This is a genomic window from Stenotrophomonas sp. STEN021 (genome assembly GCF_056760175.1).
On the sequence record NZ_JBRREH010000026.1, the window covers coordinates 34105 to 51399 of the forward strand.

General features: G+C 62.8%; 5 protein-coding genes. All 5 read right to left on the reverse strand.

The window, feature by feature from the left end; translation table 11 throughout:
- Positions 1-3381 (reverse strand): Ig-like domain-containing protein, encoded by a 3381-nt coding sequence (locus ACVOL0_RS07785; protein WP_481548591.1) that lies wholly within the window; start codon positions 3379-3381, stop codon positions 1-3.
- A complete protein-coding gene (locus ACVOL0_RS07790) occupies positions 3378-13523 on the reverse strand; it encodes an SdrD B-like domain-containing protein (RefSeq protein ID WP_481548592.1) in 10146 nt (3381 codons plus the stop codon). The genes ACVOL0_RS07785 and ACVOL0_RS07790 overlap by 4 nt, the downstream gene beginning before the upstream one ends.
- A 542-nt stretch (positions 13524-14065) precedes the next feature.
- Positions 14066-14788: a winged helix-turn-helix domain-containing protein gene (locus ACVOL0_RS07795; protein ID WP_481548593.1), complete on the reverse strand. Its 723-nt coding sequence runs from the start codon at positions 14786-14788 to the stop codon at positions 14066-14068.
- Positions 14789-14945: 157 nt separating this feature from the next.
- Complete coding sequence (locus tag ACVOL0_RS07800; protein ID WP_481548594.1) at positions 14946-17093, reverse strand: S46 family peptidase; 2148 nt, start codon at positions 17091-17093, stop codon at positions 14946-14948.
- On the reverse strand, positions 17083-17295 hold a 213-nt coding region (locus ACVOL0_RS07805), incomplete at its 5' end, for a hypothetical protein (protein WP_481548595.1). The genes ACVOL0_RS07805 and ACVOL0_RS07800, both read right to left, overlap by 11 nt.

Genomic DNA, 17295 nt, shown 5'->3' on the forward strand with positions numbered 1-17295 from the left:
TCAGCGGGCCGGGTCGCGGTAGCGGACCGGGTCCCGACGGAAAAGGTCTTCGTCGAACTTGAAGCGCAGGCGCAGGAAGAAGCCCTGCTGCGTGTACTCGTAGCCATTGAGATCACTGTCGCCTGCAAATCCGGTCCAGTTGTAACCGGCCGACAGCCACAGGTTCTGCCGCAACAAACGGCCCACTTCCGCGCCATAGGCGTACTGGTTGGCGCCGTGCTGGCCGCGGAAGGTGGAGCCGAGCACGCCGATATCCCAGTTCTCGGTGATGTCGTACACGACACGGCCCGAGACCAGTACGGCGTTGAAGCTGCTGTTGACGCGGCTGCCATCGCCATAGGCGAACTGGTCACGCTGCCATTTGCCGGCAATACGACCGGTCAGCCACCACGGCCGCGACGGATGCCAGTCGGCGTGGGTGGAGACGATGTGCGCGCGCGTGCGTACGTCCTGGCTGGTACCACTGACCACCTCACCGTTGAGCAGGGTCAGGCCGCTTTCGTCACGCTCGAGCTTGTACTCGTAGCGCATCAGGGCGTTGATCCGGTTGCGGTCGGTGTCACGGTAGGCCAGACCGATCTGGAAGCGGTCCTGCAGTACGTCGCCACGTTCTTCATAGTTGGTGGCCAGCAGGTAGTTGCGGCCCAACAAGGTCCAGTCACGGCTCAGCTTGCGGGCCACCATGAACTGCAGCAGCGAGGTGGTGAACGCCTCGTTGCTGTCGGTGGTGCCCGGCACGTCTTCGGAGATGCGGTGCTCGGCACGGATCGCGCCGCGCCACAGCGGGTTGGCACTGTAGTCCAAGGCCAAGGCCAAGCCGGTGCTGTCACCAGTATCGCCCGCGATCACATTGACACGTTCGATCGAGCTGCTCAGGCGCAGGCCCTTGGCAACGTCCCAGTTGTTGCGGATGCCCGAGGCAGCCTGCACATCACGGCCACTGATCGCATCACGCAGGCGGTATTCGGAGAACGCCTGGGTGTCGCGGATGTAGCTGCTGTCGATACCGAACACCAGCGCATCGGCCTCGCGGTCGGTGGTGGTGATGCCGTAGGCGCTGGTCAGGCCGGTCTGCTTCTCGTAGCGGCCGTACAAACGGCTGCGCTCGAAGACCTGGTAGTCAACGCCGGCAGCAACGCGGTTGCGGTCTTCGCCACTGACGCTCTGCTCATACTCGGCACCGCCGCTGAACTTGTCGTTGAAGCGGTAGCCGATACCGATGCGGGCGCTGTCCGATTCCAGCTTGGTGCCAACCGGCAGGTCGCTGGTCATGGATTCGCCGTTGCTGCCGCTGTTGATCACCATCAGGCCGGTGGCCGGGTCCAGCGCCTGCTGGCCGTAGCCCAGCGCGCCGCCGCCCGAACCGGTGGCGAAGCCGCCGGTAAGGCCGGACAGCTGGCCGTAGCCGGTGCTCGACCACGGCGAGGTGATGCCGATGGTTTCGCGGATGCTGCGCAGGCCGAAGTCCAGCGTCAGGCGTTCGGTGGCAGCCACGCGCACACCGGCACCGCCGGCATCGCGCTTGCCACCATCCGGGTTGCGGTCTTCGCTGCGCAGGGCTTCAACGTACAGCTCCAGGCGCGGGCCAACGGCATAGGACATGCGGCCGCTGTATTCGCCACGGCCGCCGTACAGCGGCGAAGCCTGGTTGTTGAACTCCGGATCGGTGCGCGCACCGAACAGGCGGGCGTCGAACTTGTCACCGTCGTGGGCGAACTCGACGCGCCATGCATCGCCTTCGACCTGACCGCTGACATCCTTCAGGCCCTGCGAGGTCACCTGGTTGAGCGAGTTGGTGTTGACCTCGCTCTGGGTGCGGGCGAACTCGGCCACCAGCATGGTGTTCTGGCCGAAGCGATAGCCCGCGTTGACGCTGCCCATCTTGAACTCGGCATACGGGTTCTGGTCTTCGACCGCCGATGCGCCGACTTCCAGCTTGTCGGTCAGCTTGTACTGGCCGTCGGCACCGACCACCCAGAATTTCTCGGTCTGCTGATCGAGCTCATAGGTAATGCGCAGCGAGACCGGATTCAGATCGCTGTCGAACGAGGGCAGGAACTGGTTGAGCAGGATGCGCCCGGAGAACGGCTCGAAGCTGTAGTCCACCAGTCGCGCCAGCGCTTTCACCGAAACGATGCGCGAGGGCTGGTTGCGATCGCGCACGATCATCTCGACGCGCTCGCTGCCTTCAAGCACCGCATTGTTGCGCAGCGCATACGGGCCACTGCCCTGGCTGCGGAACTCCTCGATGATCTGCCGCAGCGAATCCTCGATGGCGAACACATTGGTACGCACGCGCTCACTTTCAAAGTGCCAGCCCAGGCCGGTCGCGGTGCGGTTGTAGGTGCTCAGGCTGCGCTGCGGGATCGGGCCGCTGCCGCCAACGCCACTGGTCGTGGCCAGGGTGTCGCCGGTCTGGAAGTCTCCGTACAGCAGGTAGCTGCGCTTGTTGTCCACGCGCACGTACAGGCGCTCGGCCGAACGTGCATCGAAGCCACGCAGCGAGGAATCACCGTACACCGGGTAGAACTCTTCCGGCTGGATATCACGCAGCAGGCGGCCACGCACATCCTTGTCCGAGTCATAGGCCGCGGTGAGCAGGTACTCGCCCTTGATCCGGCCCTTGACGAAGAACGCGGTACGCGCCGATGCGCTGGCCTTGCCGTTGTTGAACTGCTTCTCCCAGCGACGGATATCGCGGTCGAAGGCATCGTGGTGTTGCACCGGCGAAATCAGGCTGGCGTTGGACTTGTTGCGGAAGTTCAACACGCCCTCGATCAGGCCGGTGGCAAGCAGCTCACGCATTTCCGGCAGGAAGCCGATCGTGCCTTCGGCGGTTTCGCCACCGGCAGTGATCCGCAGCAACACATCCTGCGGGTCATGCGGGGCGACCAGGTCGAACTCGGCAACGCCGTTCTCGACTTCCAGCTGCACGCCAGGCATCACCTTGTCGGCGTCGCTGGCACCGGGTCCGAATTCATCGGTGCGCGAACCCGGCAGGCGGATGCGGCCACCGCTGTTCTCGATGGTGACGAAGGACTTGCCGGCCAGCGGCTTGCCGTCGGCGCCGAGCAGATGCACGGTGATGTGCACCGGCGTCTGGCCGTCGGCCGGCACGCCATCACGGTCCACTTCAACCGAGACGCGATCAACACCGGCGTTGCGGCTGTAGTCCACTTCACCCGAGCGCGCCGCCACCACTTCCGGCGGCGTATCAAGCGTGGTCAACGAGCGTGGATACAGCGTGCTGCTGTCGCCGATCACCGGGGTGAAACGGGTGCTGCTACCCACGTTCTGGGCCATCAACGGCAGCGATGCCGTTGCCAGGGCGCAGGCCAGCAGGCTCATGCGCGGCATCTTGCGCAGGGCGGTGCGGCTCATGGCTGCACCTCCTGCTGGGCCGCCGCGGACGGCGGGTTGGGTCGCGGTTGCACGATCGGCCTCTGGTTGGACGAGTCCGTGGCCTGCTGCGGCGCACGGACCGGCTTGCTGTCAAAGCGCAGCTGCGACTGCCCGATTTCGGTTTCCGGTGCGCGCACCTCACCCTGGGTACGGCGCGCCTTCACCTGCTCCAACAGCGGGTTGGAGCAACTGCCCTCGACGAAGTCGGCGCGATGCAGCTCACCGTTCTTCAGGTCCAGGAACAGGCTGTCGGCATCGCCCAGGTTGCGGTTGCTGCTGGTGGTCAGACGAGCGCCCACCGGCAAGGTGGACGGGTCCACCTTCAAGGTGTGGCTCTGCGGCGGCAGGCCGCAATAGCTGTACTTGCCCTCGGAATCGGAAATCATCCAGGTGCCGTTGGAGAAGTACATGCGCACGCCCGGGATACCCAGCTCTTCCTCGTCCTGCACATGGTTGTTGTTGCAGTCCACGAAGATCTTGCCCAGCACGCAGGCTTCCTCGGTGAACACGCCACCGGTGACGCGCACGCGGTACTCGGCACGGTTGGACGGCACCGAACCCGGTACCGGCGTCAAGCCGATCGGATCGATACAGCCACCGCTGATCGAGCAACCATGTGCCTGCGCACGGTTGATGCCATCGCCCTGCTGCGCACCAACGCCAACACGCACGCGGTAGGTGAGCACCAACTGCTGGCCAACATTGATCGGGCCAAGGTTGAAGCCCAGACGCGGGCCCGGCTTGCCGATCGGATCCTCCACGGCGCGGCCACCCACACGGCCAGTGCCGTCGATGTAGGTGAAGCCACGCGGCAGCGTATCGACCACGTTCAAGGTAGCCATCGCGCTGCCGGCGGTCTGCCGAACGGTGATGGTGTACTGCACGGTGTCACCGATTTCAGCGGTCTGGCGGTCACCGGTCTTGGTGATCACCAGGCCGGTGGCCTCGGCCGTGTCCAGCGGGATGTGGTTGTGCACCACACCGGCAACGGCGGAGCCTGCGAACAGGTTCAACCAGTACTGGGTCGGCGTGCCCACCGCACCCGTCGGAGCACCGGTCTGCGGCTGCACCAGGTGGCTGCTGCCAGCAGCGCCCAGCGGCGACAACGAACCGCTCTGCGCCGGGATCAGCGACGACACGAACTGGTAACCACCCGGCGGCGTGACCGTCAGCTGGAACTCGCAACGTGCCGGCGCGGCCGGACCAAACATGAACTGGTAATAGCCGTTGTTGCCCACCGTCATCGACACCGCATTGCCTTCCACGCGGTAACCACCGGCGCCGGCATTGAGGATGGCGGTGTTCGGGTCATAGCCGGTGCACACGCCAACCGGCGCGAGAGTGACGATGGAACCCGGCACCGGATCACGAGTGACCGCGTCGTAGACGACACCGGACGGGTCCACCGGCAGGCTCTGCTGCGGCAGATGCTGGCCGGCTTCGAGCACGACCTGCAGCTGGCTGCTGCCGTTCTCGCTGACACGGCAGGCACTGACGCCGTCATTGCCGATGGCACGCGGGCTGTCACAGGCCACGCCCATGCCGCCAGCGGTTTCCTGGTTCACCGGCCACGCCCACAACACGCCCGAGCTCGGATCGCGGAACTGGATGTTCCACTTCACGCCCGGGATCACGTCGGCGAAGCGATAGCTGCCGTCCACCGCGGTGATGGTGGACTGGGAAACCAGACCGGTCACCGAATCCAGCAGTTCCACGATCCACGATTGCAGACGCTCGTCGCCGCCGTCGAGGAAGGTGTCCTCGCTACCGACATCGAACCACACGGTGCCGCCCACCGAGGACGACAGCTGCACCTGGTTGGGCACGCGGCAGACGTTCTGGGTGATGCTGGTATCGCACACCGGCAGGTCGCCGACGTTGCCTTCAAAGGTGCTGCGCTCGGTGGTGGTCGGCGTACGGAACTCGTTCTCACCGCCGCCCTCGATCAGCACCGCATTGTTGACGGTGCCGGCGTTGGCAGCCTCGATGCCGACGTGCACCTTGACGGTGATGTCAGACAGCGAAGTGGTGCCGACGTTGACCACTTCCGAACTACGGCATTCAAAGCGGGCATCGCCCACCGCACCGGAACAGGTCCAGTTGTTGCCTGCCGGCACTTCGGCCAGGGTCAGGCCCACCGGCAGGCGATCCTTGACGATGTACTCGCCGAAGGATGGCTTCTGCCCGCCGTTGCGCACGCGGATGGTGTAGCTGCCCACGTTGTTGACGGTGAACTTGACCGTGTTGGACGCCTTGCTGACCAGCATGTCCGGCGAATCGCCGATCTCGCCGAAGTTGTTGTCCACCGAGTTGTTGCCCGGCTTCAACACGATGCCGTCGATCTGCGAAGGCACGGTCTCCTTGCCGGTGACCTTGGCGCCGGACTTCACACCGTCGATGCTGCCGGCGGTGGTCAGGCCATTGAGGGTCTCGGCAGGCTGGTTCGGCTCGGTCACGATGTAGGTGCCCGGGCGCAGGTTCTGGAACACATAGTGACCCTGCGCATCGGTGACGCCCTGCACATTGACCGGGTTGCCCAGGTCATCGGTACCGGTCAGCACCACGTCGATCATGGCGTAGCCACCTTCGTCGTTCTGCTTGATGCCGTCATCGTTGCTGTCGTTGTAGACGAAGCCGGCAATGCTGCCCACCGGCACTTCACCGAAGTTGTTGTCCTTCGAGGTTTCGTTGACGCCAACCACGATCGTCGAGATCTTCGACGGCGCGGTGCCCGGCGGGGTCGCGGTACCACCGGTGCTGCCCGGCACGGTCTTGCCGTCCAGGGTGCCCGGCGGCTGGTTCGGCTCGGTCACGGTGTAGGTGCCCGGCGGCAGCTCGTCAAAGCTGTAGCTGCCGTCTGCAGCGGTGGTCACGGTGAGCTTGATCGGCGTGCCATCGATCGCGGTGCCTTCCAGCTCCACGGTCACGCCACCGATGCCCTTCTCGCCCGGATCCACCACACCATCATTGTTGGTGTCTTCCCACACCTTGCCGCTGATGGCGCTGCTGCGCGGAATTTCACCGAACAGATTGTCCACCGATGCCGTGCCCGGCACCGACAAATCAATGTCGGTGATCTTGCTCGGCACCGTGGTAACCGGCGTGGCAGTACCGCCCGCGCTACCGGCGGTGGTGATGCCATTGGCGGTACCGGTCGGCTGGGTCGGCTCGGTCAGGCTGTACTTGCCCGGACGCAGGCCTTCGAAGCTGAACTTGCCGTCCTTGTCGGTGGTGGTGCTCAGGTCGACCTTGGCACCGGTATCGTCGAAGCCGCTCAGTTCTATGACCACACCGTCCAGGCCGGTCTCGCCCGCACCCAGCATCGCGCCATCATTGTTGACGTCGAGGAACACCGCACCAGAGATCGACACCTGCAGCACTTCGCCGAAGTTGTTCTTCTCGGACACACCGCCGGCAGCCAGGGTGATGCCGCTGATCGCGCTGGGCACGGTTGTCACCAGCGTCGCCACACCGCCGGTAGTGCCGACGGTGGTGATGCCGTTGATGGTCGGCGCACCGTTGTAGCTCGGCTGCGCCGCCTGCTGGGTCACCGTATAGGTGCCGGCCAGCAGGTCCTGGAACACGTAGTTGCCATCAGCATCGGTCGTCGCGGTCAGTGCGCCCTGGCCCAGCACGTTCTGCACGCTGGCCGGCAGGCTCACTTCGACGTTGGCCAGGCCCGGCTCACCGGCGTCCTGGGTGCCATTGTTGTTGCTGTCCAGATAGACGACACCAGACAACACCGCGGCCTTTTCGCCGAAGTTGTTGCCGCTGGAGCCGGTCAACGGCAGGTTGTTGATGACGACGACGTTCGGCGTACCGGTATTGACGGTGCCGTTCTCCTTGCCATCAGCCAAACCGGTTGGCTGCGTCTCGGTGACACGGTAGTTCTTGCCGGTTACAGCGTCCGGATAGGTGTAGTGGCCGTTGTTGTCGGTGACGATGGCCGGACCCGGCACCTTCACCCAGTTGCCCGGGCCGTCTTCCACCTCCACCGTGAGGCTGATGTTGGGGATGCCCGGCTCACCAGCGTCCTGCTTGCCATCATTGTTGCGATCAATGTAGACCGTGCCGCTGATCGGCGCATTGGCCAGCTCACCGAACAGGTAATCGATGCCCTTCTGCCCAGCAGCGAGCGTGATGCCGCTGATGACATTGGCCACGGCATTGCTGCCCTGTGCACTGCCACCGATGGTGCCCACGGTGTGCTTGCCGTCGATATAGGCCTGCGGCTGGGTCTCGGTGATGACATAGGAGCCAGCGAGCAGGTCACCAAAGCCATAAGCGCCGGTGCTGGTATCGGTGGTGGCGACGCGGTCGACCGGGTCGCCATTGGCATCGGTGCCGGTCAGCCTCAAGGTCACTCCGCCGATGAACTTCTCACCGGAATCGTGGCGGCCATTGTTGTTGTTCGACGCAGTGCCCGAGAAATCCTCGTATACCAGGCCTGCCAGCGAGCCCAACAGTTCGCCGAAGTTCTGACCGGTGACACCCGCCACCGGCAAGGCACCGATGCTGATGCTGTTGCTGCTGTTCTGCTTGCCCTCGGCATAGCCGGTCGGCTGCAGTTCCTTGACCACGTAACCAACGCCGGTCGGCAGGTTGTTGAAGCTGTAATCGCCCTGTGCGTCGGTGCGGACGCGGGTGATCTCGGTCGTGCCGTCAGCTTCATACAACACCACCACAACACCCTCGATACCGCCATTGGCCGCCGAGTTGGTGCTGCCCGCATCGGCGGCGTCGAAGCTGCCATTGTCGTTGCGGTCCACGTAGACCGAACCGCTGATGGCGGCTACCAGTATTTCGCCGAAGTTGTTCAGCACCGAGCTGCCACCCGCGATCAGCGGGATATCACTGATGGCGCTGGGCACCACACTCACCGCGGTCGCCGTGCCACCGGTACTGCCCTCGGTGGTCTTGCCGTTGTGGGTGGTTACGCCACCGTAGACCGGCTGTGCACTCTGCTGTGTCACCGTATAGGTGCCCGCCAACAGGTCCGGGAAGCTGTAGTTGCCGTTCGCGTCGGTGGTGGCGGTCAGGTGGTCCGCGCCCAGCGCGTTCTTGACCGCGACCGGGAGGCTGATCACCACGTTCGGCAAACCCGGCTCGGTGCCATCCTGCGCACCGTTGTTGTTGCTATCCAGGTAGACCACGCCGGACAGCACCGCAGCCTTCTCACCGAAATTGTTGCCGCTTTGACCTGCAACGGGCAATTTGGCAATCGTGATCGAGTTGCCCGGATTGGTAACGCTCTGGCCCAGGCCTGCAGGCTGGACTACCTCTTCAATCAGGTATTCCTTGCCAATAACCGCATCGAGATAGCTGTATGCACCGTTGGCGTCGGTCTTGCCGGTATAGACGGTAACCCAGGCACCGCCGTCCTTGACCTTGATGGCGATATCCACGCCGGCAATGCCGACGTCGTTGCTGCCACCATCAAAGTCGCCCGCTGTCGCCTTCCTGTCAAGGAAGACGACACCGCTGATCGGAGCCTTCAGGTTTTCGCCGAAGTTGAACTCGGTGCCGTTGCCGGCCACCAACTTGATGCCGCTGATGCGGCTTTCATTGGCTGCGGTGCCCGCGCCCGGAATACAAACGGTGGATACGCACAGCACACCGCCGATCTTGCCGGGGTTCACGGCTGCGGGCACATCAACCAGGCCAGCCGGGCTGCTCGGCAGCGGTTCGCCCAGTACATAGGTCTTACCTGCGGACAGACCGGTAAACGTATAGGCACCGGTGTTAGTCGTGGTAACCGGCGGAAGCACACGACCGGTTTCCACCTCAAGCAGGGTCAGTGTCGCGCCCACAATCGGCGCGTCGCCGGCATTGAAGGTCAACGAATTGTCCTGATCGACGTAGACGAAACCACTGAGCTGACGCTCATTCGGCTCGGGGAAATCGAACATCACGCCCGTACCACCCGAGCTCAGCACAACACCACTGATCACACTGGTGGCGTTGTCCGGGTTGGACGCCGTGCCCTTGCTGGTCACACCGACGCTGCTGCCGTTGCGGAGGCTGCGCACCGTGTTGGGCTGGGCTACGCCATTGACCGGGTAGCCGCTCGGCTGCTTCTGGGTGATCGTGTAGCCGCTTGCGTCCGACGGCGGAAGATTCCGGAACAGGTAGTCGCCGCTGCTGTTGGTCAGCGTGGTCAATGCAATGGTATTGCCATTGGCATCTACACCAATGAGCGTGAGCTCAACACCCGCAATGGCCGCATCACCAGGATCCTGGTCGCCGTTGTCGTTGGCATCGGCGAACACGCGACCGCCAATGCTGGCCGCCTGCTTGACCTCTACATCCGACTCAGCGTCGTTGTTGGTGGTATCGGGCTCCTTGAACGCCTCGGCGTCATTCTCATCACGCCCCGGCGACACTTTGACCTTGTTCTTGACGGGCGTTGCATACGGCCCGCTATATACGCCAGGCACCGGACGCGCCCACAGCTTTACCTCGACACCATTGGCAGCGCCGTTGGGGAAATTACCCAGCAGGTCACAGGTGATCTGCTGATGCTGGCTACCGTCTGTGATGGGGTTGGTTGAACTGCCGGAGAGATAGCAGACATTGCCTGTGCCCGCTGTCGGCACACTGCTTCTAATCGCCAGCGCAGACGTGATACTCGCAGCACCCTTGACCGTGGTGAGCGGCGTATGACCGCTGCTGGTCACCCACTCGAAACCGTTGGGCAAGGTATCAACCATGCGCAGACGGGCAACGGTATCCGGACCGTTGTTGGTCAAGGTGATGATGAACGGCACAACGTCGCCCGTATCGATCTTGCTGCCGGGCGGCAGATCGGTGGTCTTGCTGACGGTCAGATCACCGCGCGGCCAGACCGATCCATTGATGCGCGCATTGTTGTTGTTGTCCGGGTGCACCGCCTTCGTGCACCAGCCCTTGCGCTCATAGCCGTTGGGCGTCGTGGCGTCTTCCTGGCTGCCGGACGAGCACACCATCGCAGTATCACCAAAGCTCACACGTGTGGTGGCCGTATTGGTGGTGCCACTTTTATCGACCAGTTTGAAGCGCAGCTCGAAGTCCAGCTGCTCCTTCGGTCCGAGGTAGTCCTTGTCGGTAAACTTGCAGCTCACCTTGTCAGCCGCAGGCTGGCTGCAGCTGACAGCGCGCGCCACCTTGGTGTGACCGCTGAGCAGGGTGCCAGCATTCATGTTTTCGCCGGTGGTGCTGACCAACTGCAGGTCATAGCCTGCCTGCGGATCAAGGAAATCGGTCATCTTCACCGCCTCGGCGCGCGTCAAGCCGCCGTTGCTGATGGTGAAGCGGAACCGGAGCTCCTCATTCAGATAGAAGATCCGATCAGTCCGACCTACCGGGAAAATCGCCTCCTTGGCCTGCACCAGGTCGTAGTCCGGCGTGCTGATCTGGAACTTCAGCGTGCGCGCGTTGTTGCCAAGCGCACTGGCGTCGCCACAGGCGGTACTCACCGGCTGGCTCACGCCGCTTGCGTTGTTGTAGATCTCGGAGTTCCATTCGCAGATGCCAGCCCCCAACTGCACACTGGCGGTGTTGATGGCCTTATCGGTGTCGTAGACCACGCTGTCCAGCGGGTAAGCGCTGGGAGTCAGCGCCGGCCGCATAACCTGGGTATTGATCTTCACCAGGGCCGTGTTATTTGCCGGAATCGTCGTGTTGTTACTGCAACGCACACGCGTGCGATTGGCATCGGGAACACCCGGGAGCAGTTCGCACGTCAGCCTGGCATCGGTCCCACTGATCACGGCAGGCAAGCCGGCACTCAGGTCGTAGGACGGCTGCGCCATGGTTGCCGGACCGGTGTAGATATCATCTACCACCACAAAATCGCCGACGCGGGTGATCGCGAACGGCCCACGATTCTCCGCACTGATCGTGAAGGTCATCGGCTGCCCGATTGCGGGCTTGCCTGGATTGACAATTTTGTTGGTGATGCGCACATCCAGACGCGGCGCGATTTCAGCCGTGGCGTTGTCTTCCACCGTTCCGCTCAGCACTGCGTTGGGCGAGCTGATCCTTGCCTTGTTGTCCAGCACCCAGTTGTTGCTTACGCCCGCCACTGGCACCTTGGCATCGGCACTACCAAGCTCGCGCTTTACATGCAGCGTCAGGGTAATCACCGCTCCACCGGCTACGTCGGTGAATTTGCATTCCAGCCTCTTGCTACCGGCCGGGATCTGCGCTGGGCAATTGTGCGTGTTGAAGCTACCGGGAGCGGAATCGACCGTGACGCTGATCGCTGGCGTACGCGCATGTGCAAGGTTTGAAATACCAGGCAGGTCATCGACCAGGTCAAGCGTCTGGATCGGCAATACGGTTGCACCCGTCGGACGGGTGATCTGGATTTTCCAGTACAGATCCGTGTCAAGCTCGCCCAAGACGACGTTTTCGGACCAGCTGACGTTGTCCTTTGAAACCTGTTTCGCAATATCGATCTTGCCGCTGTCAGGAACTTTACCAACCGGTGTTCCTACCAGATCCTTTCCTGCCTCCGCGCAATCATTGCCGGCATTTGTGTCGGCCGGGTAAGGGCGGGCGCCGGGCAGCGTGCCCAGAATATCCATTGCGGTGGTGGAACCGCAGGCCTTGTCACTAAGCGTGACTGGCGCTGCGTTCGGCGCCATCGGCGCGATCGTGGTGGTGAAGGACATGCTCAACGACGCATTGATCGCAAGCGTCCCCGTAGTGGTGGTTTCGCACTCCACAATTTTTGTGTGTTGCGGGCTGGGACGCTGTGCAAGCTCCGCAGGTGTTGCGGCATCACGGACGCTGCACGTCCAACCACTGGAAATGTCGATGAGCGCATCAGCATCAATTTCTTCCGGGCGCATGAAATCCAGCACCCGCAACGGCGCTGCCGGGCTGTAGCTGAGCACGCCGGTGCTGTTGGCTGCATTCGTGAAGGTCAGCTTGGTGGTGATCTGCGTGCCGGGAGTTTGCGGACCGGAGATCACGCCACCGCCACCAGCCTTGAGCTTTTCTTTCTTCAAACTCAGGTCGGCCAGCGGCGTATCGACCATGTAGTTCACGCTGGTCGTATTGTTGGTCGGGTCACCATCGGCCAAGCTGGGGTCCGGATTGACCTTGACCGCGATGCTCCCGGCGCCAGGCGTAGGCGGCATCTTTACCGGAATGACGAACGGCTTTTCGCTACCTGCGGCCAAGGTTCCGTTGACCTGGCAGGTCAGCGTCTGCCCGGAGGATGGGGCATTGGATGCCAACAGACAGCCCACCGGCAAATTTGCGTTGTCGATGACAAAGCCATCCGGGATCAACGCTTCGATACTGCCATTGGTCGAAGTGACCGGGCCATTGTTCTTGTACTTCAGCGTCAGCGTCGCATTGCTCTCAGGCAGGTGCGGACCGGCGGACAGGCTTGCCAGCGCCTGGATGTCGGTACCTGGATCGGCGCTATAGGCCACCGAATCCTTGTTGTTTGCGTCTACCACCCGATCCAGATAGCCGCTGACCGGAACGATTTCGACATTATTGTCAAAGCTGCCTTCTGCCCTCTGCACGCCCTCTACAACAATGCTCGCATTGGCGAAACTACTGGCCTGCAACGGCCCGCTGTAGGTACAGGTGACCGTATGCAATGGCTTTTCGATCACACAGCTGGCCGCCGGCCCCGCGCTCACTGCTGCGCTGGTCGCTTCAAACTGACCGACGCCACCGGGCAATTTATCAACAACTTTGATCGACGCACCTGCAGGAATGTCTGCATTGACGCCGCCGATGCGCGGCTTCAGCTCAAAGCTCATCTTGCCGCTGGCGACCACATTGCCAACCGGCGAAGTCTTTAGTTTGGTAACCGTCAGATCGCCGCTGGGGGTAACGCTGCCGGTATTGTTACTCGCGCTGGTATTGCCCGGGTCATCACCGGTGGCAATAAAACTCAGCGATTGTGCAGGCTGCACACCCTTGACCTGTACGCGCAGGGTTCCGTCGATGACACCAGGCGGAATGGTGCAGGTGAGCGTTCCCGACACCGGGCCGGTGCAACCTGCCGCCAACGCGTCTGCGGGCTCGACGGTTACCTCGGCCGGCAGCTTCAGCGTGAATGTGCCGCCCGAACTGACTGGCGCGGTATCCCAGCTGACTGCGAGAGCCGCTTTCATCTCGACGCCGAGATTTGTTGGCGGCGTTACTTCCTGGGGAATCACCGCTGCCATCGCCCCAGCGACTGGAAGCATGCCCCCGATGACAAGCAGCAGCGCCACCGCACGATGCTTCCAAACTGCGATTTGCGCCCAACGCCCTGCTCGACGATGAGCGGACTCAGCGCCTGACTTCAAGGATTTGACCACTTCACCTTCGGACTGGATGTACATCGGTAAGCCTCTTGCAAACGCTGCGCGCGCGGGCCGCCAGATCTGGCAGCCCGGGAAAATTCATGTTCGTCAGACGGTTCGCCCCAAAACGAGCCGTCAATTCAGCGCCGTGAGGCGCCTGTATTGGCGCGGATTCTTACGGCGCGTGCGTGCCTATTCAGTTCCGTTTTGTGACGGAAACTCTCACTTGCTCGCGCAACTAACCCTTGGCGTTGCGTGTTAAACCACTATCACGTTGATTTCACACAGAAATTACGCGAATAAAATTCACAAATGTGAATTTGACAGCCCGCATATTTTTGAACAGATGCTTAACGGAAAACTGTGAATCAGGCCGTAAGACGGTACCCAGCACCCCGAACTGCGCGAACCGGGAGGGTACAGCCGGTGGCCGACTGCACGCGGTTGCGCAGACGGTGCACCAGCACTTCAATCCGGTGCGGATCAAAGCTCCAGGGCTGGTCGGTGAGGGCAGCAATCAGGCGCTCGCGGGCGACTGTCTCAGCCGGCGAGGAGAACAACAAACTGAGAAATGCGCGCTCAGCCTCGGTCAGTGCCAATACCTGCGCGTTGGGCCCACGCAGGTCCCAGCCATCGGATTCCAACGCCCAGCCGGCACCAGCCCCAGAAACAGCGGCTTCGATCAGCTGCGCCGCCTCACCGGGCAAGCGCCGGCGCAGGCTGTACAGCTTGGCGGCGAGGAATTCAGGCTCCGGGCGGTGCGGCAGGCAGGCATCGGCGCCGGCCCACAGGCCATCGGCAATCAATTGCGGGGTATTCGGGTCGACCAACAGGACCACACCCAGATCATCACGACGGCGCAGGTGCTCGACCGTCTCGACCATGCCGGCGCGGACCCGGCTGGTGTCGATGACCACGATGTCACAGGGAACGATCACCAGTTCGCGGTACAGCGCTTCAATACTGTCCAACGCTTGGATCTGAGCACCATAGGGCAACAGCGGCTGCAACAGCTCCAGGTTGCCGACAATCCAGATACGCAGTGGCGCCAAGGCCGTGGGATTGGCTGCGCCCATGGGCGCATAGTTCAAATCCGATACCACAAACTCTCCCTGTCGGGCGTCAGTTAGACAGCCCACCTATAACCGGGATTTTAGCCTAGCGTAATGTCAGTTATCGCAGAAACGGGGTACACATCGTTTTGTGAATGGAATGGGCGCCACTTTCGCGGCGCCCATTCAGCAACATTTACTCGGCAGGCACGCCCATTTCCTGCAGCAGCGCCGGTGCCGGGTACACCTTGGCCAACAGCCAGCGCAGGTAGCGCATGTCCACGTGCACGGCACGCTTGTAGCGCGGGTCGAACCACCAGCTGGCGCTGACCGATTCCCAGTTGGAGTCGAAGTTCAGGCCGATCAGCTCGCCCTTGGCGTTGAGCACCGGTGAACCGGAATTGCCGCCCGTGGTGTCCAGGTTGGTCAGGAAGTTGACCGTCTGCGTCTTCAAGACCGGATCGGCGGTGCTGCCAAAGTCCCCCTTGGCGATCGCTGCCAGCAGCGGCTTGGGTGCGTCGAACGGCACCGTATTGGTGTTCTTCTCGACGATGCCGGCCACCGTGGTCACCGGTGCATAGCTGACCGCATCACGCGGATGCAGTGCCTCGACCTGGCCGTAGCTGATACGCAGGGTGCTGTTGGCATCCGGGTATACCGCCCTGCCCTGGCTTGCACGCCATGCAAACAGCGCCTGCATGTAGGACGGACGCAGGCGCAGCTGCTCGCCTTCGCGTTCCTTGCTCTTGCCTTCGGTCGCGATCTGCGCCTGCACCAGTACGGCGGCAGCCTGCACCAGCGGGTCAGCTGCAACCGCCTGGCCCTGCCGCGCGGTCGCAAAACGCGACAGGCGTGCTTCCTCCGTGCCCAGACCGGTACCCTTGTAAAGCGCATCCAGACGCTGCGTCAGTTGTGCCGGTGTACGGCCGAAAACCTCGTCATAGCCGCGCTCGCGCTGGTCGTCGGGCAATTGTTGGTAACGCAGCATCAAGGCACTGATCAGCGCCTTCTCGGTGGCTGGATCGTAGCGGCGCTGTACCTGCTTGAGCACCCCTTCGATCAGCGCCTGGTCACGCTGCTGATAGCCACTTTCGCGCTGTGCGTCGGGCTTGGCCGACTCGATGCGCAGGCGTTCAAGCAGCATCGCCGAACGCAGCAACTGGGTCTGGCTGGACAAGGTAGCGAGCAGGAACTCACCTGCAGCTGCCTGCTGCCCTGCGGCCAGCGACGCAAACAGCGCATCGATATCAGCCTTGTATTTGCCGTCGGCGCTGGCCAGCATCGCCTGCTCATCCTGCGCACGCTGGTTCTTGGCAACGCTGCGCAGCAGGCCTTCCAGTTCGCCGGCGGCACGCTTGCGGTTGTTCTTCAGCGACTGCAGCTGTGAGGCATAGCGCGTGCGTGCATCGGCATTGCCCTTGCCCTGTGCTTCGATCACGTCGATCAGCTGCTGGAACACCTCGACACGGCGCGGCAGCACGGTATCGATCTGGCTGGCGAATTCGTCGGCGGTACGCAGACGGTAGGTGGTGCCCGGGTAACCGGCCAACATCGCGTAATCGCCTTCCTTGGGACCATCCAACGACATCTTCAGGTGTGCCGGCGGCTGGTAAGGCACGTTGTCCTTGCTATACGGCGCCGGCTTGCCGTCCTTGCCGACGTAGGCACGCAGCAGGGTGAAATCGCCGGTGTGGCGCGGCCACATGAAGTTATCGATCTCATCGCCGTAGTTGCCAATCGCACGCGGCGGCGCATAGACCAGACGGATGTCGGTCAGCTCCAACTGGCGGATGCGGTAGAAGTCAGTGCCGTAATACATGTTTGCCACCGAGCAGCGCACGCCGCCTTCGGCTTCGCAGTCGGCGACGATGCGCTTGCGTGCGCTTTCCACCGCGTCGTAGTACGCACGCCCGGTCTTGCCGCGGGCGTCCTTGAGGACGTCATCGGTGACCTTGTCGAAGCCCACCGTCACCAGCACCCGGTAATCCGGATTGGCAGCGCGCTCATCGTCGCGGCCCTGGGCGATGAAACCGTCGTCGATATAGTTGTGCTCCTTGCTGGCGTTGTACTGGATGACGCCATAGGCCACGTGGTGGTTGGTCAGCAGCAGGCCCTCGTCGGAGACGAACGAGCCGGTACCACCGCCGACACGCACCACCGCGCTGAGTGGCGGCGCGGTGACATCGGCCAGCTGCTTCGGGTCACCCTTGAAGCCGGCTTCCTTGAGCGTCCTCGCCAACTCCGGCAGCTGCGTAGGCATCCACATGCCTTCGTTGGCGTGGGCGGCAGCGGCGGCCAGGCTCATGCCCAGCGCCAGCGCGGCGGTAAGCGGTTTACGCGTCATCGGAACTCCAGCGGATTACAGAACAGCCGTGGACAGTAGCGGCCCCCGCCAACACCGGCAACCGCCAGCAGTCACGCAATATCGCCGACGCTTGTGGGAGCGGCGTCAGCCGCGAAGCCACCACCCCATCCGCAGCCAATAGCGCATTTGCCACGCCGAAGATCAGCGTTGTCGCGAAGTCATACTGCACTGGCTTCGCGGC

What these genes read in the sequence shown, in the direction of transcription:
- ACVOL0_RS07785 (WP_481548591.1), bottom strand. Translation starts at nt 3,381, where the DNA reads ATGAGCCGCACCGCCCTGCGCAAGATGCCGCGCATGAGCCTGCTGGCC.
- ACVOL0_RS07790 (WP_481548592.1), bottom strand. Translation starts at nt 13,523, where the DNA reads ATGAAAGCGGCTCTCGCAGTCAGCTGGGATACCGCGCCAGTCAGTTCG.
- ACVOL0_RS07800 (WP_481548594.1), bottom strand. Translation starts at nt 17,093, where the DNA reads ATGACGCGTAAACCGCTTACCGCCGCGCTGGCGCTGGGCATGAGCCTG.